Genomic DNA, 20,961 nt, shown 5'->3' with positions numbered 1-20,961 from the left:
TAACAAAGCCCGGGCTTGAGAAAGTCTGGGCTTTGCGCATAAAAAGAGGCTGTGTCAGCATTTTGACACAACCTCATACCAATTTAAACAATACACATTACTCGATTATTCAATAAGGATCAAGTAATTAACCAAATACATATTTCACTACTTTCGCATTGGCTATATTCTCATTTACAAAATCTCTTTCTATATAAATATCAGTTACTTTCATAGATTCATCAATATGATTGAGTGCTGCATGAACTGTATATTTATCAATTCCTACTTTATTTAGAGCAATGGTAGCCCATGAGTGGCGAGCGGCATAGAACTCCAAATCGTCTATTTTCAATGATTTACCGACCTCCTTCAAACCTAAATTAATTGCTTTATTGAAATTATTGGCAGTAGAGTACATTCTATAAAATCTGAAAATATGTTTTCCCAACCCATCTTTATATTTTTCCATCAAAGGTTGTAGAAAAGAAGGAACATTAACCTGCATCTTAGCCTTATCTAGCCTTCTCCTTGTTGTCTTGCTTCTATAATAAGTAATCACATTGTTTTCTATCTCGACACAACTATATAAATCTACTGAATTTATACCAATTAAAGCAAAAGACAAAATAAAACAATCTTTCGCTAAGTTATAGAGGCAGTTCTTTTCTTTTCCATTAGCATTCAGCATATAAGGTAGCTCCCATATCTTTTTCACCACCTCAGCCGACAATGCCCGCTTACGTGTTGCCTCTTGTTTAGGTACATCTACGTGTTCAAATGGGGAATTGGGAATTAATAATATATTTCTGTCATAATCATTATATTTCTTCTTTGCTTCATTGAACAAGTGTCTAATACTCCCCATATAAAGCGAAACAGTTCTGTTGGATGGGACTCGTTTACCTTGTTTTTGTAACAAAAGAACACGTCTTTCATGCTTAATCAGCAAAAACTCCTTAAATCCATTCAACAAGCGGGATGTTACTTGATCCGTATTCAACTTATCCGTTCCCAAGTAATCAACAAAAGCATGGAGAGCTGATTTATAATTCTTCTTCCCTTTGATAGTCGTAGTTTCCAACCATTCGTTACAAAATTGGATAAAATCAACACTCTTTGGCCTTTCTCTTTCCTCTTTTAAATAAGCTACAATCTCATCCAGTGTGTAATTGTTTAGCTCCACTTGTAAAGAAGCACATATCTCTTGGTAGCTCCTTATCAAATCATCCACTTCATTGATGACACGCTGGTTCTTTAGTTTAAATGCTCCTGTCAGATCTTTTTCTTCGACAAAGATACTTGTAGGCAAACGCTTTACCTTGCGCTGATAGGTAATTCTGACCTTTACATTGAAGGTTCCATCAACTTTTTGCTCATTACGCATTACTTCCGGCTTGAATGTTAGCATGTTACAGTTACTAAAATTAATCAACTATTAATCAACAAGTACAGAAATTCATGCTAAAATGCCCTATTTTACCCCTAAATCCGAGTAGTACATAAATAAAAAAATCCCTAATAATCTACTGATTATCAAGGATTTTCCTGTGACCCCGGTGCGATTCAAACGCACGACCTTCAGAACCGGAATCTGACGCTCTATTCACTAAGCTACGGAGCCTTAATTCGGATGCAAAAGTAGAAAAAATCTCTGCATATTCCTAATCTTCATACATTTTTTATATCTGTTTTGCATATTACCCTTTCAATATTATTTTGAGAGCATTAAACGGATATACATATACATTTTGTTATTTTTTCAATCAAAATAGAAACAAGTATCAATATTATTTCTATCTTTGCCGAACAAATTAATAGAAGTTTCAGAAATTAAACCTATGAGCTACCTGATAAAACCCGAAGGATACAAACCTTTATTGGACTTAAAACAAACGGAATTAGGCATTAAACAGATTAAAGAATTCTTTCAGTTGAATCTTTCTTCCGAACTCCGTCTGCGTCGTGTCACCGCCCCTCTCTTTGTATTAAAAGGCATGGGTATCAACGACGATTTGAACGGTGTGGAACGGGCTGTGTCGTTTCCCATCAAAGATTTAGGCGATGCGCAGGCAGAAGTGGTACATTCGCTTGCCAAATGGAAGCGTCTGACACTTGCCGAATACGGTATAGAACCGGGATACGGAATTTATACCGATATGAATGCCATCCGTGCGGACGAAGAGCTGGGCAACTTACATTCTTTATATGTAGACCAATGGGATTGGGAGCGCGTTATCACCGAACAAGACCGTAACATAGACTTTCTGAAAGAGATAGTCACCCGCATTTATGCTGCAATGGTCCGTACGGAATATATGGTATATGAAATGTATCCGCAAATCAGGCCCTGCCTGCCACAGAAGTTACACTTTATCCATGCGGAAGAGCTCCGGCAGATGTATCCCAATATAGAATCGAAATGCCGTGAGCATGCCATTGCCAAGAAGTTCGGCGCCGTATTTATCATCGGCATCGGCTGCAAACTAAGCGACGGCAAAAAACACGATGGACGCGCTCCGGACTATGATGACTACACGACTCCCGGCTTAAACGGTCTGCCCGGCTTAAACGGCGACTTATTACTGTGGGACGATGTGCTTCAACGCAGTGTGGAATTATCCTCAATGGGTATCCGCGTAGACAAAGAAGCCCTCCAGCGTCAGCTCAAGCAAGAAGGCGAAGAAAAACGTCTGGAACTCTATTTCCACAAACGCCTGATGGGAGATGCGCTGCCCTTGTCTATCGGTGGCGGTATCGGTCAGTCCCGGTTGTGTATGTTCTATTTGCGCAAAGCCCATATCGGAGAAATACAAGCCAGCATCTGGCCCGAAGATATGCGCTCGGAATGTAAGGCACACAACATACATTTAATCTAAATACAACCTGTAAACAATATAAAGTCCCGCAGAGTTTCAAAGGAAAAAGCAAAAAACTCTGCGGGGCTCTTTGTATACTATGGTGAAATATTTGTATCTTAGCGTCGTAAACTACTAACACTTCCTATTATGAACGTTCAGATCGAAGATAGCTGGAAAGCACATTTGCAGCCTGAATTTGACAAAGATTACTTTTACACATTAACGAACTTCGTGCGTGAGGAATATGGTAAATATGCCATATATCCACCAGGAAAATTGATATTCAATGCTTTCAACTTATGTCCTTTTGACAAGGTAAAGGTAGTGATTATCGGCCAGGACCCATACCATGGTCCCGGACAAGCACACGGACTCTGTTTCTCCGTCAACGACGGCGTGCCCTTCCCGCCCTCTTTAGTCAATATTTTTAAAGAAATCAAAGCGGATATCGGAACAGATGCGCCACCTACCGGCAACTTGACCCGTTGGGCGGAACAAGGCGTATTACTGCTCAATGCCACTCTCACCGTACGTGCCCATCAAGCCGGCTCCCATCAGAACCGCGGCTGGGAAACATTTACAGATGCCGCCATCCGTATTCTTGCCGAAGAACGGGAGCATTTGGTCTTTATATTATGGGGAGCTTATGCACAACGAAAAGGTGCTTTTATCGATCGCAACAAACACTTGGTACTGACATCCGCACACCCTTCTCCTCTTTCCGCATACAACGGTTTCTTCGGAAACAAACATTTCAGCAAGACGAATGAATACCTGAAAGCGCACGGAAAGGAAGAGATAAAATGGTAAGGCGGCACTGATAAAAAGGGGGTACGAAAAAATGTGCTTGACGATTTCTTTTAGGCACGGAATTACACGGAGTTCGCGGAAGAAGGAATGAAACAGGTAACGTTATTAAACTCCGTGTAATCCCGTGCCTAAAATCAAATAATGCCGCCAGAAACAGTTGGAAACATCACCCTAATTAGTACCACTGAATATTACTCTGTGTCTGGCTTCTCTGCTCCCATTTCAAATCTTGCAAAATGCTTGCGTTGGCACGAATGGTAAAGTTGTAATATTTCCACTGTCCGAAAGGAGACAGACTGGCCGACATGCTGAAACAGTGCAGGTCACGTGTGATATTAAAGGTGGTCTGTACTATCTTCTTTGCTTCAAAATCGTAACCGGAGTTAAAGCTCACCGCCCACTTATTGGAAAGTTTTATATTACCCGAAGCGCTCAAGTTATGAGTATAACGGTAAGGATAGCGCATTTTTTTCCGATTGATAGGCTTGCTACGGTCTTCGGAAATATTAAAACTATAATTGAAATTCAAAGACCACGGCATCTTGAACACCTGATAACCATCGGCATCCACTGCTGCCTTTTCCACTTTCTTCTTGGGAATGCCGCTCTCATCGGAACTTGCCTCCGCATCTTCCCCTTCCTCGGAAGAATTTTCCTTATCTTTCTCCTTATCGGCATCCTTAGTGCCGCTCAGCTTCTCTTTCCACTTTTTCCACGTTTCGTTATTAAACGTATAGCTAAAGGAAGAACCGTATCCCTGGAAAATACCGAAACGTCCGTAGGACCATTCCGTACGGTCATTCTCTACCACATTTCCATTCTTATCGAACTTATAACCGTATGTCTTGAATGAAGAGCTCATACTGAACGTGTAATTCTTGCTCAACTTCAAACGCAAATTCAGCCCAAGGTCACCCCAAGGACGTGTCGCAGCCGCCATATTGTAATTAATATTAGCTCCCAACTCGTCAATCAGACTGATTTTCTTAATCGTATCCTTCTTACTGCTGTAATACTTCATCTCCAGGTTGTTGGAGATACTGAAGGTTATATTTCCCTGCTTACCTCTTCCCGGCACATCAAACGCCTGACCGGCATAGGGAGAATAAACCACCGTATCCCGTCTTCCGTCCGCATAATTCTTGATATAGGAGTCGTAATAACCGTAGCGCGAGGAACCAAAATCAGGTGCGGCACTTATGCTCACCGACGGGGTTATGACATGGCGGATCTGTATCTTCTTTTTAGGAAAGAATATAGGATTATACATACCGTATATCTTCGTATTGATACCCAGGCTGGCATTGTAGTTATACACACGATGAAAACCGTAAATCGTATCAGTAGCCACTTCCCTGCCGCTTCCTCCGGCATTAGGGTCCCAGTCTTTCATGACCTTGCGCGTATACCAGCGTTCGGTATAGCTGACAGAAGGCGTTACATTGAAGTACTTGAACAATGTGAAAGTGGCACTGATAGGAATCTCATGCTTCATACCGTTTTTCCAGTCCTTTATCAGATTGGATTTAAACAGCAGGTTGTCCTTGGTCTGGATACTGTTGGTCAAACGCCCCGTATACCGGATGGAAATCTTCTCATACCATTTTTCTTCACCCGCCGCTTTCTTACGCTTAAAAGGATAAAGCGTGGACAAGGAGATATTCAAGTCGGGCAGAGTGACATTGACCGAGGAGTCCTTCATAGTCTGTGCGATATTGGTGGTTGCCGCAATCGTCAGTTTCCTGTCGAAGAAATAACGGGAATAACTGATACTTGAAGTTTTTGTATTCTGCGACATGGCATTCGAGTTGTACATATTGCCGATGTTGGTACGCTCATAACTACTGGTAGCAAAGTTCACGCTGGCAGAAAATGTCTGATTCGGATTGGCCTTCGCATCCTGTCTGTGAGACCATACAATCTTGAAGTCCTTAGCCACAGAATAATCCGGTAATCCTTTATCACCGGTTTTCGTCACCTGGTAGCTTGCCTGAAACAAGCCCGAATATTTGTACCGTTTGATATAATTGGACTCGGCATTCAAAGCCCAGGAACCTTTCGTAAAAATATCGGCACGCAACTTCAAATCCATCTTGTCACTGATGGCAAAGTAATATCCACCGTCCGTCAAGCCGAAACCGCGGCTGGAGTCATCCATATAGGTAGGCATGAGGAAACCCGACGAATAGCTGCTCGAAAACGGGAAGAAAAAGAACGGCACGGCAAGCGGCAAAGGCACATCCTCTACCACCAGATAGGCAGGTCCGGTTACTACATTCTTTTTGGGGCGCACTTTTGCGTAAGTCATCTGCATATAGAAGTGAGGATGCTCATGGTGGTCGCAGGTCGTGTATCGGCCACTCTTCATATACAACTCGTCATTAGCGCCTTTTTTTGCATTGTTTCCGGTTACATATCCTTCGCCCTGCTGGCTGACTACATTACTTATAATACCCTTCTTACTCTTGAAGTTATAGCGAATCGTATTAGTCTCGTATGGGGTTTCTCCATCCTTGAAAACCGGTGTTCCCTTCTTCACTCCCAACGAATCCTCCACTCCATGGGCATAAACCGTGCTACTATCCATATTCATGGTAATAACATCCGCCGCCAATTCTATCTGCTGATAGTTTACTTTTCCCTGACCATAGAGATGCGCATATCCGCCTTGAGTAAATACAATGGAATCGTTTGCCTCATAAGTCACCGGAGCGTCCAAAGGCTGTTTCTTCTTGCCGGAAGCAGCCAACGTATCCATCCGCAAAGAATCGGGTTGCAAGGTATCGCGCATACCTCTCCTATGAGAAGATGCAATCCCCTGCCCCAGCGAATCACTCCGCAAAGAGTCCACTTGCTGTCTTCCTGGTGGTACAACACCGCGCCGACGACGTTGCGAAGCAGCCTCACCGGAAAGAAGAAGTAAGACGAATAGTAGTATGAATGATATGAATGTATTTGCTTTCAATGGCGTCATTAACTAATAGTTTACGCTTGAACGGGCAAAAGTACGTAATTTATACGGATAATCTCCCTTTTTAAAGAAATTTAGATTGCTACAAAAACAGTTTACACCAATAATCAAAGCGTTGCACGCCGGCTTTGCCATAACGCAGCAGGCTGTCACGCGCTTTCTCTACACTTTTTTCCCTGTCCAGATGTGTCTTGGAATAAAACTTATCTGCAAAACATACAACCTGCTCTTCCATACTTACCGGAAGCATGTCCCGGTGAGGAACAGGCAGATTTTGCGCAATAATATCCTCCAGTGCGAGACCGGCCCCCGTATGCCTTTCACAAACCAAGGCATGACGCGGATATCCTTCCGAACGCACCAGGTCCGCTCCCAAATAGCCATGACAGATATAGGGTTTGTCGCCAAAGCAATAAATGCCGTCGGCATCTGTCAGGAATATACCTATATCGTGCAACATAGCCGCTTCATACAGAAAATCTCTGTCCAAAGACAACTCCGGATGGCGGTCGGCAATCCACAAAGCCTTATCGGCCACAGAACGGCTGTGCGTCAGTAGGATATGCCGCAATTCATTGGCTTCCGGATAATATTTATCAATCAACCCTTGGGGACTCATTTTTTATTTTTTGCTGAATTTATAAACAATGACTTTCCGGCGCAAGTCGCAACTGCGCAGAGGAGTGCGGTATACTTCCTCCACCCGGTAGGTGTCTTCCGTATCCTGCAGGAACTGTTCTTGCAGTTCGTCCGTCACCAGCACATAACCTTGGGCAGGGTTCAGTTTATCAAAGATACGCACCCGGTCGCCCAGATAATAATTTATACCATAGAACTTAACCCAGTCGGCATACGAATAGACCATACCTTGAGGCTCTAACTCATTCAGGCGTACAGCCAGATGCCTGTCCGACTTCACCGCCAATATAGTAGGCTGATAAACGCCGTCCAACGACACAAATATACACAAAATGCAGCCAGCCGTACCATACAACAGCGAACGCGTGTCCGCACGCTTTACCAGCATATACAGCAAGCAGCCGGCAGCTACAAGCGGCAGGAACACGATCAGCCATTTCGGCAGTGAGAGCTGCACCGTATGCAGTGCATTCACAAAAGCTATATTCTCGGCGGCATGCTTGCCTGTTCCCCAAATACTTTCGGGAATCATGTCCAAACGCACGGCAAAGAAAGTAACGGTAAGCAATATTGTCAATGCAACGAAAATCCAGGCAGAAATCCGGAATACTTTCGCGCCTCGTTGCACCAATGCCAGCAGGTATTCGGCAAGCAGCATTCCCATAAACGGATAGATAGGCAGCAGATAAACGCTACGCTTACTTTTGGGAATACAATAGAAGATGAAAATCGTTAAAATCACCACCCACGCAAAAAGCTGCAACGGTGACTGAGAACGGAATTTGCACCACGCTTTCTTTAAACGTTCGCCAACGGAAGCACCTTCCGGCAGAAGATGTATCTTTTTCCATTTCAGTCCGAACAAGGAAATAAGCAGCACTAAAGTCCAGGGAACCCATCCCCAAATAATAGTCAGGAAGTTATACCACAACGGATTCTCGTGCGATGCATAGGACATTTTCCGGAAGAAACGTCCGGTATTCTCTTCCAGCATCAAATTGACAAACGCCTCTCCGCCTTGCTGATAAGCTGCCCAAAACCAAATGCCCAAAGGAATGAGGGACAGTAACCCGATGCCCAGCAGTGAAAAGAAAGCCTTTCCGAACGAACGCCCGCGCAACAGCTGATACACCCCGATACCCAGACAGGGAAAGATAGAACCGACCGGCCCTTTTGTCAATGTAGCGCATGCCATCAACAGTACGGCCAGCCAAGGAATTCCTTTGCAATTCTTCTCATCCCATCGGAAAAGCAGACACAATGAAATCACGATGAGAGAAACTTGCAGCATATCAAGCCGGCAGGCTACTGCCGCACGGTGTACTTCAAAAGAGGACAAAAGAAGAATAGAGGTCAGAAATGCAGTCTTTACATCCTTGCGTTTGGCTACGAAGCTGAAGAATACCAACTGCATAGCCAGAAAAGCAAGCGCCGACGGCATACGTGCCGAGAACTCCGTAACTCCTCCCAAGACGGATGAAATGACGGCTATTGTCCAATAAAGGAAAGGCGGTTTATAAGCTATTTCCACTCCGTAATTCGTCGGGAGTATCCAGTTACCGCTTTCCAGCATGGTATATGCAACTATCGCCTCACGCGGTTCCCCTTTCGAATAGAATATGGTTTCCCCTAAAAAGGGAACCAGTACAAGTACACTTAACAGTGCAATAAACCAGAACGCTATCTTTCTGTCCGACATATATTTTCGTTTTTATATTTTTCCGGCTGCAAAAGTACGAAATATTCTACAACAATACCTAACTTTGCCGGCTCAATGATAGCGTAAACCTAAAATGAAGCATTTAAAAAGATTTCCCGAGTTCATACGTTTTGTCATGGTGGGTATCCTTGCAACCGCTTTGCACTACGGGATATACTTCTTACTGCAACGGTTCATCAATGTAAATATAGCCTATACCCTCGGCTATGCCCTGAGCTTTATCGCCAATTTCTACCTTACCGCATACTTCACGTTCGGCAAAAAGCCGTCATGGAGCAAGGCGTTCGGTTTTGGCGGAGCACATTTATTCAATTACCTGCTGCACATCGGTTTGCTGAATACATTCCTCTGGTTGGGACTCTCCAAAACCCTTGCCCCTATTCCGGTATTCGCCATAGCCATTCCGGTCAATTTCCTGTTGGTACGCTTCGTTTTCAAACGAAAAGACTGATATTTCTCAAATCAATAATTTTTAATTATAATATTTATCCCGGACTTCTCCGGAAAATAATATATTTGCAAAGTATTTACCATACACATTTGCGAAATGAAGAAAGTAACCCTACTGATTCCGGTCTACAACGAAGAAGCGATGCTCCCTACCCTATATCAGCGCTTGATAGAACTTATCAACCGCAACAGTACTTATGCATGGGAAATCCTATTTATCAATGACGGCAGCAGCGACCGGACGCTCGATGTTATCCGCCAACTCCGACAAACGGACAGCAGGGTAAATTTCGTGAACCTCTCGCGCAACTTCGGCAAGGAAATCGCCATGCTTGCAGGCTTCGACTACACCACCGGAGACTGCTGCGTGGTAATGGATGCCGACCTGCAAGACCCTCCCGAACTTGTGGACCGGATGCTGCAATACTGGGAAGAAGGTTATGACGACATCTACGCCAAACGCCGCAACCGTGGCGAAGAGAGCTGGATGCGCCGCCGGCTGTCACTTACCTTCTACAGCATCTTACAAAAGATGAGCCGGATAGATATCCTGCCGAACGTAGGAGACTTCCGCCTGCTCGACCGCCGCTGCGTACTGACATTAAGACATTTGCGCGAACAGGAACGCTATACCAAAGGACTATTCTGCTGGATAGGCTACCGGAAGAAAAGCATAGAATTCGACCGGGGCGACCGCCTTGCCGGACACTCCTCATGGAGTTTCTTCAAACTGCTGAACCTGGCAATCGAAGGAATCACCTCCTCTTCCACCGCTCCCCTGCGCATTGCCACCGTTTGCGGTATCCTCTGTTCCATTTCCAGCTTTATCTACGCCATCTATTTCCTGATAAAGACCATCATATACGGCGACCAGGCAGCCGGTTTCCCCACCCTGATAGTCGTTATTCTGTTCCTAGGCGGCATCCAACTGTTCTCATTGGGCGTTATCGGAGAGTATATCGGACGTATTTTCAAAGAGACCAAAAGACGCCCTGCTTATATCGCATCGGATTACAATGAGAAGAAGTTGGGATATGACGAATAAATTACTATTGCCCACTAATTTCCGTATGGCTAAAGAGGCGGTTGCTCACTTTTCCGCTTCCGCCACAACTGATAGCTATTGAAAATATTTTGCCACATATTATATCTTAACTAACCTATCAAACTGATTATCATAGAAGAATTCCACCTATTACCAACTGTGGGTAACCAAAGGCTATTACCTGCCCCAAAAAGAAACAAGGCTTTTGCCTTACAATAGCTTTTTCAGTTCCTCAATGTCCGGCAAAGCGTTACGAAGCCGTTCCGGCATATCTTTAGAAGCACGGTATGTAGCAACTCCCATCGGTTTGTTATAATCACGAACGGCAAACTCTACAAAGGTCTGATTCATTTCTCTGCAAAGGATTATGCCGATAGAGGGATTCTCGTGCGGCTTTCTGATATATGTATCTAAGGCGGATAGATAAGTATTCAACTGCCCCAAATAAGATGTACGGAATTTTCCTGATTTCAACTCGACCGCGACCAGAGAATTAAGCTCCCGATTGAAAAAGAGCAAATCAATGAACATTTCTTCCCCTGCAACCTCCATGCGATATTGATTGCCTATAAAACTGAAATCTTGCCCAAAGGTCATGATAAACTTCTTCACATTGGCAACAATCGCCTTTTCTACTATCTTTTCATCTAAATCTTCTTCCTCTTCATTCAGTTCCTCCACATTAATGAAATCAAGCAAGTATTCATCTTTGAATGAACAAACAGCTTTTAGAGCTTGCTTAGTATCGGGCAATGTTTGTGCGAAATTATTAGGTAAAGTTCCCCGATGGTTGTATAGGTCTGCTTTTAAGTAATCCCTTAAAGTGTATTTACTCCAATAGTGAATGGCGCACTCATGTATATAAAACAGCCTTGCTTCCAAAGTCTTAGCTTTGGATATTATTTCGGTATGATGACTAAAGCCGATTGAAAGAAAATCAGACCAGTTAAATTCGTCAGCCAGTGGCTGGCGAATTACGCTCAACAGCAATTTTTCATCTAATATCAAATCGCCAGCCGCTGGCTGGCGATTTAAGACAGGCTCCCATTCTTCATAGAAAACTCGCATATTCTTTATATTCGAAACCGAAAATCCCCTTAACCCCGGCAATTCTTTTTGCAACAGAGAAGATATCTGTTCAATTGCACCTTTCCCCCAAAAGCCTGTACGGGAATTTTCCGATACATAACGTCCGATGCCGTAATAAAGAGATAGCTGTTCCTTGTTCACCGATGCGGCTGCACGGTACTGGCTGCGTAGAATAGCTTCTTTTATGGTCTTTACTGCTTCTATATAATTCTGATTTATATTCATTTGCGATTTGTTATATGCGACAAAAATAATGCCGGCGATTTCTTTTTCGCCATACTCATGTTTTTATATTGTTAACGATGGGGCAATATAGATATTATTTTTGTTACCCCATAGCATTTGAGTAACAAACTGGTAAGAGAATAAGGGAATTTATAGATTAAGTCAAGAAAACAAGCCCAACAAAAGGAATAACGCAGAAAATACCGCAATTACATATATCAATTGTTTGCATTAATTTACCAACTCTTTCTTTCTCTTTTTCCATAGTTGCCAGCTATTGAAAATATTTTGCCACAGCACATACGAACCCGGCCCTACGGAAGAGAGCGGATTCAAATAAGTATAGGACATCCAAATGGCAAGCACCGTATTCTTCTGTCCCAGCGCCTGTCCGCCACTGATACGGTCATTGTAATGCCCGCCGATTCTCTTGCCTAAATAGAATTGGACACAGCAGGCTGCCAAACCTGCTAAAGCAATCAGGACTTCCACAAACACCGGAGCATCACTGTTCGCCAACGAACGCACCGTCTGCCCCGATACAATGGCAAGCGCCACCGCCCATAAGTAGAAAGCAGCATCGTGGAACTCCAATAAGCATCTATGCACTTTCTTGACAAACACCCGCAGAAACCAGGCCATGAAGAAAGGCAGAAGCAACAGCGGAAACACCTTACTCAGTATTTTCAAGAAAGCCGCAAAAAAAGTAACATCCGCATGAGGTTCAACCCAAGGAAATACCAACGGAACAACCACCGCAGCCAAAAGATTGGACAACAATGTATACGTGGTAAGACTCGACGCACTTCCGCCCAGCTTACCGGTAATGACCGCAGCAGCAGTAGCCGTAGGACAAATAAGGCATACCATAGCCCCTTCAAAAACTTCCCGATACATCTCCTCCATCGGACAGCACACCAGCAAAGCCGCCACAATCAGACACGCCACCGTCTGAAACAGCAACAGCCAGCCATGCCATCCTTTCGGTTTCAAATCATGCACTTCTACCTTACAGAAGGTTAGCAGCAATTGGGCAAAAATCAAAGCCGGAGTCAGGAGAGCCACCAACCCGTTCAAACAAGGTTTCACCGGTGCAAACCAGGGAATTTTCGCAAAGAAGAAATATCCGGCCGTACCGGCAAGCATCGCCAAAGGCAATGTCCAATTCTTTATAAGACGAAGAAGCATACCTGTATCTACCAATTAATATTTGTGCGCAAAGTTACAGATATTATCAACAAATAGGCTCATCGCAGAAAATAAAAGGGAAAAAAGAGAAGCATTGACACAGAACGTAGTATTTTTAATTCGTTAGACAGTCGTCGCCCTTTCGTTAGACCCGGGTCATCCGTTCGTTAGACCTAGGTTGAACGAACGGATGACCCGGGTCTAACGAATTATGCACAGCCAACCGCCAAACAGAAGCAAGTATAGAAAACATGTAAATTTTGCAAATGCAAAGACTAAATCTCCCTAAAAAGAAGCTGTTACGAATAAAACTTGAAAGCAAAGTGTGAGTTTTCTATAAAATTACATTACTTTTGCAGGGCGATAATAGACCTTTGCGCTATCTTTGCAACGATATTTTAATATGAAACGATACAGACAACATATCTTATATATAAGCCTTTGCCTGAGACTGCTCATTGCTCCTTTTTGTTGCAGCAATATCGGGGCGAAGGATTTTGTTGTCGTTATCGACGCCGGACACGGCGGACACGACCCCGGCGCCATCGGCAGAATCTCCAAAGAAAAGAACATAAACCTGAATGTCGCACTCAAGCTCGGCAAGCAGATACAAAAGAACTGCCCGGATGTAAAAGTCGTATATACCCGTACGCGGGATGTCTTTATTCCTCTAAACCGACGCGCGGAAATAGCCAACGATGCCAAAGCGGACCTATTCATCTCAATCCACACCAATGCGCTTGCCAATAACCGGACTGCCAAAGGCGCATCCACCTGGACGTTAGGTCTTGCCAAATCGGATGCCAACCTTGAAGTTGCCAAACGGGAAAACTCGGTCATTCTTTACGAAAGCGACTATAAGACCCGCTATGCAGGATTTAATCCCAATTCCGCCGAGTCCTACATTATCTTCGAGTTCATGCAGGATAAATATATGTCGCAAAGCGTGCATCTGGCATCACTTGTACAAAAGCATTTCCGCAACACCTGCCGGCGGGTAGACCGGGGCGTGCACCAGGCCGGTTTTCTGGTATTGAAAGCCAGTGCTATGCCCAGTATTCTGGTCGAACTCGGCTTTATCTCCACACCCGAAGAAGAACGTTATCTAAACACGGATGCAGGAACCGGCACCCTTGCCGACGGTATTTTCCGTGCTTTCCTTACTTATAAACGGGAACAGGAAATCCGGTTGAACGGAAGCAGCCAGACCATTCTGCCGGAAGACCTGCCACAGCCGGAAGAGAAAACGTCCGCTCCTGCCGATGCCACACCCGAAACAGAGAAAAAAGCGACCGCCCGGAACAACAAACCGGCCCCCCAGCCTTCGGAAAAAGCAACCGTTGCGCAGACAGAGGACAAAGCCCCTGTGTTCAAGATACAGATACTCACCTCTTCCCGTCCGCTGGCCAAGAACGACAAGCGGCTGAAAGGATTGAAAGATGTGGATTATTATAAGGAAGGCGGCCTGTACAAATACACCTATGGCGCATCTTCCGATTATAATAAGGTGTTACGCACCAAACGTTCAATTACGGCAAAATTCAAGGATGCTTTCATCATAGCCTTTAAAAACGGCAGGAAAGTAAACGTAAATACTGCCATCAGAGAATTTAAAAACAAAAGAAATAAATAAAATACATCATGAAGTATATTACCAAAGAAGTCAGAATTGGAATCGCAGGCATAGCAGCGCTTTGCATATTAGTATATGGTATCAACTATCTGAAAGGCATTCACATGTTCAAGCCTTCCAGTTATTTCTATGTCAAGTTCCATAATGTCAACGGACTCACCAAATCAAGTCCGGTCTTTGCCGACGGTTTCCGCGTAGGTATCGTACGCGACCTGTATTACGATTATACCCAACCCGGAAAAGTGGTTGCCGAAATAGATGTCAACACCGACCTCCGCATTCCCAAAGGCAGTACGGCGGAACTGGCCACGGAAATGTTAGGCGGCGTCAAGATGAATCTTCTTCTTGCCAACAATCCCCGCGAGAAGTATCAGGTCGGAGATACGATTCCCGGCACTCTCAACAACGGAATGATGGAGAAAGTGGCTACCATGATGCCGCAACTGGAAAAGATGCTGCCCAAACTGGATTCTATCCTCGGCTCTTTAAATACGGTATTGGCAGACCCCGCCATACCTGCCACCCTGCACAATGTGCAGAACCTGACCGCCAACCTGGCCGTAACCAGCGGACAACTGCAAACATTGATGAATAAAGACATCCCGCAGCTCACAGGAAAGCTGAACACCATCGGAGATAACTTTGTTCTGATTTCCAACAACCTGAAAGAGATAGACTACGCAACAGCCATGCAAAGCATAGACTCAACGCTGGCCAACGTGAAGATGCTTACAGACAAATTAAACCGTAAGGACAATACAGTAGGATTGTTGCTGAACGACCCGTCGCTTTACAACAATCTGAATGCCACCACGGCAAACGCAGCGAGCTTGTTGGAAGACTTGAAATCGCATCCGAAACGCTACGTCCATTTCTCTTTGTTCGGCAAGAAAGATAAGTAGAAATTCCTCTTAAATAGATTTTGTCTAAATAAGAAGACTCATTTGTTATTGGGAAAGAAACCCCTTGATAAGTCTGCGTATAAAGGTAAAAAAGAGGTTTATACTCATGCTGTTTCCAATGGATGCAGCAGCTTGTGTATAGGCTATAATACACTACATTACAAGCTGTTACATAAAAGCAAGACTCCCAGCAAAGGCATAGGTTTCATACACTCCGATAAGTAGCTGAAAGTAAAGAGATTATTGTTTTCCTGAGAAATGCAAGAAAAGAGAGATTTGTTTTTTTCAAATAAGATTGCCAATTTTGCAAACGTAGAAGTTTTGCTTAATTAATAAATGTATTAGTAACCGTTATGAGTGGACAGGATCATGTCGGATTGTGGAACCGCTGTCTTGAAATCATCAGAGACAATGTTCCGGAACAGACATATAAAACTTGGTTTCTCCCCATCGTTCCCTTAAAATATGAGGATAAAACGCTCGTTGTACAAGTTCCCAGCCAGTTCTTTTACGAATTTCTGGAGGATAAATTTGTAGACTTGTTGCGTAAGACCCTCTATAAGGTAATCGGAGAGGGAACAAAGTTGATGTATAATGTTATGGTGGACAAAAGTTCACGGCCTGAAAAGACCGTCAACTACGAGTCGACCCACCGTACTATTATGCCACAAAAGCAAACGATAGATAAAGCTATTCCACAGATACCTGTTCCCGATTTGGATCCGCATCTGAATCCGGAATACAATTTCGACACGTTCATTGAAGGATATAGCAATAAACTCTCTCGTAGTGTTGCAGAAGCAGTGGCGCTCAATCCGGCTAAGACCATATTCAATCCGCTGTTTTTGTATGGAGCATCAGGTGTGGGAAAAACTCACCTTGCCAATGCCATCGGTACAAAAATCAAGGAATTATATCCGGAGAAACGCGTATTGTACGTATCTGCGCATTTATTCCAAGTACAATACACCGACTCTGTACGTAACAATACGACCAACGATTTCATCAACTTCTACCAGACTATTGACATATTGATTATTGACGATATTCAGGAATTTGCAGGCGTTACCAAAACGCAGAACACATTCTTCCATATCTTCAACCACCTGCATCAAAACGGCAAACAGCTTATTCTCACTTCAGACCGGGCTCCCGTACTGCTTCAAGGTATGGAAGAACGCTTGATTACACGTTTCAAATGGGGAATGGTGGCGGAACTGGAAAAGCCCACGGTAGAATTGCGCAAAAATATCCTGCGCAATAAGATACATCGTGACGGTTTACAATTCCCGCCGGAAGTAATTGATTATATAGCAGAGAATGTAGGTAACAGTGTGCGCGACCTGGAAGGCATTGTCATCTCCATTATGGCCCATTCTACGATATACAACAAGGAAATCGACCTGGAGTTGGCGCAACGCATCGTACGCAAAGTCGTGAACTGCGAAAGCAAAGCCATAACCATTGACGACATCATCACCACCGTATGCAAACATTTTGGTTTGGAAAATGCCGCCATACATACAAAATCGCGTAAACGCGAAGTGGTGCAAGCCCGTCAGATAGCCATGTATTTAGCCAAAAAACATACAGACTTCTCTACAGCCAAGATAGGTACGCTAATCGGAAATAAAGACCATGCCACCGTACTGCATGCCTGCAAAACAATCAAGCAACTGAAAGAGGTGGACAAATCATTCCGCGCTGAAATCGAAGAAATTCAGACCGCCTTGAAAAAAGTATAAGGTACGGAATAAAAGTATAAGGTATGAGGTATAAAGTCATCATGCAAAAAACTGCATGGATACGCTTTATACCTCATACGTTATACTCAAATTAAAATCCCTGTTGTTTCATTACTTTCCAAAGGTTCTCGGACATAGCCTCGCTGTCTTTCTTTGTATAGCGTACATCCGTAAAGACCTGAGCCAATGTTTCTTTATTATTTTCTGCGATAAACTGCTTATTCTCAGGCAAAGACTCCTTATAGGCATACAGACGGTCGATATCCTCAGGAGTATAATCATGATAAGTTTCTTCATGGACAATGGCTTCCAAAGGCAGACGGTCTACCTGTGCAGGAGTCTCTGCCGGCCAGCCTACGGTAACGGTAGTGATAGGGAAGACCAATTCGGGCAACTCCAATGCCTCAATAATCATTTGGGGGTTGTAGGTGGTAGTACCCAGATAGCAGATGCCCAAACCTTTTTCTTCGGCTGCCACACAGAATGTTTGCGCAACCAACAAAGCATCCACAGCTCCGGTAACAAACCATTCAAAATTGTTATATCCCGGTTCTGCCTTCCGCTGCTCGCACCATTTGCTAAAACGGCGCAAGTCGATGCAAAAAGTAAGAACTGCCGGCGCCGTCTTCACCATAGGCTGATTGAAATGCGCCGGTGCCAACCTGGCTTTCCGGTCAGCGTCACGGGTTACAATTACGCTATACACCTGCATGTTTCCAACCGTAGAAGCACGGAAAGAGGTTTCAAGCAAATCATTTAACAAATCAGAAGAAATATCTTTCTGCTGATACTTACGGATTGTTCTCCTTTGTTTTAGACTTTCCATTCTTTCTTTTTTCTGCAAATATATGAAAAGAAACACAGAATATCATCCAATAGTTTAGAATATGTGCAGGCATGTTTTCTAAAAAGGACAAACTCCCCAAACAGCATTCTTTATAGAATTTTCTTTTTAGAAAACTTTTTGTTAATTTACAAAAGCCATTTTATTATATACCAACAAATTAACCGATTAAAACTGAAAACTAACAACCGGTTAATAAAAACATCAATTTTTATTTTGCCATAACAAAAAACATTCATAGATTTGCAGCCACATTTGTTAGCAATAAGTACAACTTCTACACTTTTACTTATTCATAATTAAATCTAAGAGTTATCGCATCGTGGAAAAGAAAGTTTATTCTTATGACGAAGCCTACGAAGAATCTTTACGATACTTCCAAGGCGACGAACTGGCTGCAAGGGTTTGGGTGAACAAATACGCAGTCAAAGATTCTTTCGGAAATATTTACGAAAAATCTCCGGAAGACATGCATTGGAGAATAGCCAATGAAGTAGCCCGCATCGAAGCCAAGTACCCCAACGCACTGACTTCCGAAGAACTCTTCGGCTTGTTGGACCACTTCAAATACATCGTTCCGCAAGGCAGCCCGATGACCGGAATCGGAAACAACTACCAGGTAGCTTCCCTTTCCAACTGTTTTGTGATAGGTGTGGATGGCGAGGCCGACTCATACGGTGCAATCTTCAAGATTGATGAAGAGCAGGTACAACTGATGAAACGCCGCGGCGGTGTAGGACACGACTTGTCACACATCCGCCCGAAAGGTTCGCCGGTAAAAAATTCCGCCCTGACATCAACCGGACTGGTTCCTTTCATGGAACGCTACTCCAACTCCACCCGTGAAGTAGCCCAAGACGGCCGCCGGGGTGCGCTGATGTTAAGCGTATCCATCAAGCATCCGGATTCGGAAGCCTTTATAGATGCAAAAATGACAGAAGGTAAAGTTACGGGGGCCAATGTATCCGTCAAGCTGACCGACGCATTTATGCAGGCAGCCATCGACGGCAAGCCATTCGTACAGCAATATCCCATTGACGCGGACGAACCTCTGTTCAAGAAAGAAATCAGCGCCACCGATTTGTGGAAAAAAATCGTACACAACGCATGGAAGTCCGCCGAGCCCGGCGTACTCTTCTGGGACACCATATTAAGAGAGTCCGTACCCGATTGCTACGCAGACCTGGGTTACCGTACCGTGTCGACCAACCCTTGCGGTGAAATTCCCTTGTGCCCCTACGACTCCTGCCGTTTGCTGGCCATTAACCTATATTCATATGTAGTCAATCCGTTCAAACCGGATGCCTACTTCGATTTCGACTTGTTCAAGAAGCACGTAGCACTCGCCCAGCGCATCATGGACGACATCATCGACCTGGAACTTGAGAAGATAGAACGTATCATGGCCAAAATTGACTCCGATCCGGAAAACGAAGATGTAAAGCATACCGAAAGCGTTTTGTGGCAGAAAATCTACAAAAAGAGCGGACAAGGCCGCCGCACCGGCGTAGGCATCACCGCCGAAGGCGACATGCTTGCAGCATTGGGACTGCGTTACGGCACTGAAGAGGCTACCGAATTTGCAGAGAAAGTACACCAGACCGTAGCACTGAGTGCATACCGCTCTTCTGTGGAAATGGCTAAAGAACGCGGCGCTTTCGAAGTATACGACAGCGAACGCGAAAAGAACAACCCGTTCATCAACCGCCTGCGCGAAGCAGACCCGGAACTGTACGAGGAAATGAAGAAATACGGCCGCCGCAACATTGCCTGTCTCACCATCGCACCGACAGGTACGACAAGCCTGATGACGCAAACCACTTCCGGCATCGAACCCGTATTCCTGCCGGTATACAAGCGACGTCGCAAAGTCAATCCGAATGACGCCAACGTACATGTGGATTTCGTGGATGAAACCGGAGACGCATTCGAGGAATACATCGTATTCCATCCCAAGTTCGTCACCTGGATGCAGGCGCAAGGATACGATCCTGCCAAGCACTACACACAGGACGAGGTAGATGCGCTGGTACAGAAGTCACCTTATTATAAAGCAACTTCCAATGATGTGGACTGGCTGATGAAAGTAAAGATGCAGGGACGTATCCAGAAATGGGTAGACCACTCCATCAGCGTTACCATCAACCTGCCGAACGATGTAGACGAGGAACTGGTGAACCGTCTCTATGTAGAAGCGTGGAAATCGGGATGCAAAGGCTGTACGGTATACCGCGACGGCTCACGTTCGGGCGTGCTTATCTCCACCAAAAAAGACAAAAAAGAGGAGTTGCCTCCGTGCAAACCGCCTACGGTTGTCGAAACCCGCCCGAAAGTGCTTGAAGCAGACGTCGTACGCTTCCAGAACAATAAGGAGAAATGGGTGGCATTCGTCGGTTTGCTCGACGGATATCCTTATGAAATATTTACCGGTCTTCAGGACGACGATGAAGGAATCATCCTTCCGAAGAACGTTTCAACAGGACACATCATCAAGAACGTTGATGAAAACGGCAACAAGCGTTACGACTTCCAGTTCGAGAACAAGCGCGGCTACAAGGTAACCATCGAGGGACTGTCCGAGAAGTTCAACAAAGAATACTGGAACTATGCCAAACTCATCTCCGGCGTATTGCGTTACCGCATGCCTATCGAGCAGGTAATGAAGCTGGTAAGCTCACTGCAACTGGACAGCGAGAACATCAATACCTGGAAAAACGGCGTGGAACGTGCCTTGAAGAAATACGTTACGGACGGCACCGCAGCCAAAGGTCAGAAATGCCCGAATTGCGGCAACGAGACATTGGTTTATCAGGAAGGCTGCCTTATCTGCACCACCTGCGGTACATCCCGTTGCGGATAA

15 protein-coding genes and 1 tRNA gene are annotated in these 20,961 nt (G+C 44.5%); 8 read left to right on the top strand and 8 right to left on the bottom strand.

Annotated features, from left to right (window positions below; genetic code table 11):
• Positions 1 to 127 precede the first annotated feature (127 nt).
• Both AB5903_RS15015 and AB5903_RS15010 read right to left on the bottom strand, forming a co-directional pair.
• Positions 128 to 1,390 carry a phage integrase SAM-like domain-containing protein gene (locus tag AB5903_RS15015; protein ID WP_272198112.1) on the bottom strand — a complete coding sequence of 421 codons (1,263 nt, stop codon included), beginning with the start codon at positions 1,388 to 1,390 and terminating at the stop codon, positions 128 to 130.
• A gap of 140 nt (positions 1,391 to 1,530) precedes the next feature.
• Positions 1,531 to 1,603 (bottom strand) — tRNA-Arg (locus AB5903_RS15010).
• 217 nt (positions 1,604 to 1,820) lie between these two features.
• On the opposite strand from AB5903_RS15010, the gene asnA reads away from it, so the two are divergent.
• Together asnA and ung are read left to right on the top strand one after the other, a co-directional pair.
• Positions 1,821 to 2,858 (top strand): aspartate--ammonia ligase, encoded by a 1,038-nt coding sequence (gene asnA, locus AB5903_RS15005; RefSeq protein WP_272710041.1) that lies wholly within the window; start codon positions 1,821 to 1,823, stop codon positions 2,856 to 2,858.
• Between the two features lie 129 nt (positions 2,859 to 2,987).
• Positions 2,988 to 3,650 (top strand): uracil-DNA glycosylase, encoded by a 663-nt coding sequence (ung, locus tag AB5903_RS15000; protein WP_016661842.1) that lies wholly within the window; start codon positions 2,988 to 2,990, stop codon positions 3,648 to 3,650.
• Between the two features lie 175 nt (positions 3,651 to 3,825).
• Here the strand turns inward: ung and AB5903_RS14995 are convergent, their stop codons facing one another.
• The 3 genes from AB5903_RS14995 to AB5903_RS14985 all read right to left on the bottom strand — a co-directional run bounded on the left by AB5903_RS14995 (position 3,826) and on the right by AB5903_RS14985 (position 8,959).
• Positions 3,826 to 6,624, bottom strand: a complete 2,799-nt coding sequence (locus AB5903_RS14995; RefSeq protein WP_118206731.1) for a putative LPS assembly protein LptD — start codon at positions 6,622 to 6,624, stop codon at positions 3,826 to 3,828.
• A gap of 79 nt (positions 6,625 to 6,703) precedes the next feature.
• Positions 6,704 to 7,240, bottom strand: coding sequence for an HD domain-containing protein (locus AB5903_RS14990; RefSeq protein WP_022104324.1), 537 nt, complete (start codon positions 7,238 to 7,240; stop codon positions 6,704 to 6,706).
• Between the two features lie 3 nt (positions 7,241 to 7,243).
• Positions 7,244 to 8,959 carry a glycosyltransferase family 39 protein gene (locus AB5903_RS14985; protein ID WP_117857058.1) on the bottom strand — a complete coding sequence of 572 codons (1,716 nt, stop codon included), beginning with the start codon at positions 8,957 to 8,959 and terminating at the stop codon, positions 7,244 to 7,246.
• 94 nt (positions 8,960 to 9,053) lie between these two features.
• On the opposite strand from AB5903_RS14985, the gene AB5903_RS14980 reads away from it, so the two are divergent.
• Both AB5903_RS14980 and AB5903_RS14975 read left to right on the top strand, forming a co-directional pair.
• A complete protein-coding gene (locus tag AB5903_RS14980; protein WP_005657318.1) occupies positions 9,054 to 9,431 on the top strand; it encodes a GtrA family protein in 378 nt (125 codons plus the stop codon).
• A 96-nt stretch (positions 9,432 to 9,527) separates the two neighbouring features.
• Positions 9,528 to 10,475 (top strand): glycosyltransferase family 2 protein, encoded by a 948-nt coding sequence (locus AB5903_RS14975; protein WP_368117980.1) that lies wholly within the window; start codon positions 9,528 to 9,530, stop codon positions 10,473 to 10,475.
• Between the two features lie 210 nt (positions 10,476 to 10,685).
• On the opposite strand, the gene AB5903_RS14970 is transcribed toward AB5903_RS14975, so the two are convergent.
• Positions 10,686 to 11,789, bottom strand: coding sequence for a YhcG family protein (locus tag AB5903_RS14970; RefSeq protein WP_005657321.1), 1,104 nt, complete (start codon positions 11,787 to 11,789; stop codon positions 10,686 to 10,688).
• Positions 11,790 to 12,020: 231 nt separating this feature from the next.
• Positions 12,021 to 12,977 carry a bile acid:sodium symporter gene (locus AB5903_RS14965; RefSeq protein WP_005657322.1) on the bottom strand — a complete coding sequence of 319 codons (957 nt, stop codon included), beginning with the start codon at positions 12,975 to 12,977 and terminating at the stop codon, positions 12,021 to 12,023.
• A 403-nt stretch (positions 12,978 to 13,380) separates the two neighbouring features.
• On the opposite strand from AB5903_RS14965, the gene AB5903_RS14960 reads away from it, so the two are divergent.
• The 3 genes from AB5903_RS14960 to dnaA all read left to right on the top strand — a co-directional run bounded on the left by AB5903_RS14960 (position 13,381) and on the right by dnaA (position 17,257).
• Positions 13,381 to 14,610, top strand: coding sequence for an N-acetylmuramoyl-L-alanine amidase (locus AB5903_RS14960; RefSeq protein ID WP_368117979.1), 1,230 nt, complete (start codon positions 13,381 to 13,383; stop codon positions 14,608 to 14,610).
• 8 nt (positions 14,611 to 14,618) lie between these two features.
• Complete coding sequence (locus AB5903_RS14955) at positions 14,619 to 15,512, top strand: MlaD family protein (protein WP_005657325.1); 894 nt, start codon at positions 14,619 to 14,621, stop codon at positions 15,510 to 15,512.
• Between the two features lie 353 nt (positions 15,513 to 15,865).
• Positions 15,866 to 17,257 (top strand): chromosomal replication initiator protein DnaA, encoded by a 1,392-nt coding sequence (gene dnaA, locus AB5903_RS14950; protein ID WP_005657328.1) that lies wholly within the window; start codon positions 15,866 to 15,868, stop codon positions 17,255 to 17,257.
• 91 nt (positions 17,258 to 17,348) lie between these two features.
• Here dnaA and AB5903_RS14945 read toward each other — a convergent pair whose 3' ends face one another.
• Positions 17,349 to 18,083, bottom strand: coding sequence for an NADPH-dependent oxidoreductase (locus AB5903_RS14945; RefSeq protein WP_016661853.1), 735 nt, complete (start codon positions 18,081 to 18,083; stop codon positions 17,349 to 17,351).
• A 340-nt stretch (positions 18,084 to 18,423) separates the two neighbouring features.
• On the opposite strand from AB5903_RS14945, the gene AB5903_RS14940 reads away from it, so the two are divergent.
• The gene (locus AB5903_RS14940) at positions 18,424 to 20,961 is read left to right on the top strand and encodes an adenosylcobalamin-dependent ribonucleoside-diphosphate reductase (protein ID WP_005657331.1); all 2,538 of its coding nucleotides are present in this window, start codon (positions 18,424 to 18,426) and stop codon (positions 20,959 to 20,961) included.

Origin of the sequence: Bacteroides sp. 2201st1_D9_2201SCRN_220225 (assembly GCF_040928965.1) — a bacterium.
Lineage (GTDB): Bacteria > Bacteroidota > Bacteroidia > Bacteroidales > Bacteroidaceae > Bacteroides > Bacteroides stercoris.
This window is presented reverse-complemented; position numbering and strand designations above follow the sequence as displayed.

Bases quoted from the DNA above. Each gene is read 5' to 3' on its own strand.
- ung (WP_016661842.1), top strand. From the start codon at position 2,988: ATGAACGTTCAGATCGAAGATAGCTGGAAAGCACATTTGCAGCCTGAA.
- asnA (WP_272710041.1), top strand. From the start codon at position 1,821: ATGAGCTACCTGATAAAACCCGAAGGATACAAACCTTTATTGGACTTA.
- AB5903_RS14955 (WP_005657325.1), top strand. From the start codon at position 14,619: ATGAAGTATATTACCAAAGAAGTCAGAATTGGAATCGCAGGCATAGCA.
- AB5903_RS14990 (WP_022104324.1), bottom strand. From the start codon at position 7,240: ATGAGTCCCCAAGGGTTGATTGATAAATATTATCCGGAAGCCAATGAA.
- AB5903_RS14960 (WP_368117979.1), top strand. From the start codon at position 13,381: ATGAAACGATACAGACAACATATCTTATATATAAGCCTTTGCCTGAGA.
- AB5903_RS14980 (WP_005657318.1), top strand. From the start codon at position 9,054: ATGAAGCATTTAAAAAGATTTCCCGAGTTCATACGTTTTGTCATGGTG.
- AB5903_RS14965 (WP_005657322.1), bottom strand. From the start codon at position 12,977: ATGCTTCTTCGTCTTATAAAGAATTGGACATTGCCTTTGGCGATGCTT.
- dnaA (WP_005657328.1), top strand. From the start codon at position 15,866: ATGAGTGGACAGGATCATGTCGGATTGTGGAACCGCTGTCTTGAAATC.
- AB5903_RS14945 (WP_016661853.1), bottom strand. From the start codon at position 18,083: ATGGAAAGTCTAAAACAAAGGAGAACAATCCGTAAGTATCAGCAGAAA.
- AB5903_RS14985 (WP_117857058.1), bottom strand. From the start codon at position 8,959: ATGTCGGACAGAAAGATAGCGTTCTGGTTTATTGCACTGTTAAGTGTA.
- AB5903_RS14970 (WP_005657321.1), bottom strand. From the start codon at position 11,789: ATGAATATAAATCAGAATTATATAGAAGCAGTAAAGACCATAAAAGAA.
- AB5903_RS15015 (WP_272198112.1), bottom strand. From the start codon at position 1,390: ATGCTAACATTCAAGCCGGAAGTAATGCGTAATGAGCAAAAAGTTGAT.
- AB5903_RS14975 (WP_368117980.1), top strand. From the start codon at position 9,528: ATGAAGAAAGTAACCCTACTGATTCCGGTCTACAACGAAGAAGCGATG.
- AB5903_RS14995 (WP_118206731.1), bottom strand. From the start codon at position 6,624: ATGACGCCATTGAAAGCAAATACATTCATATCATTCATACTACTATTC.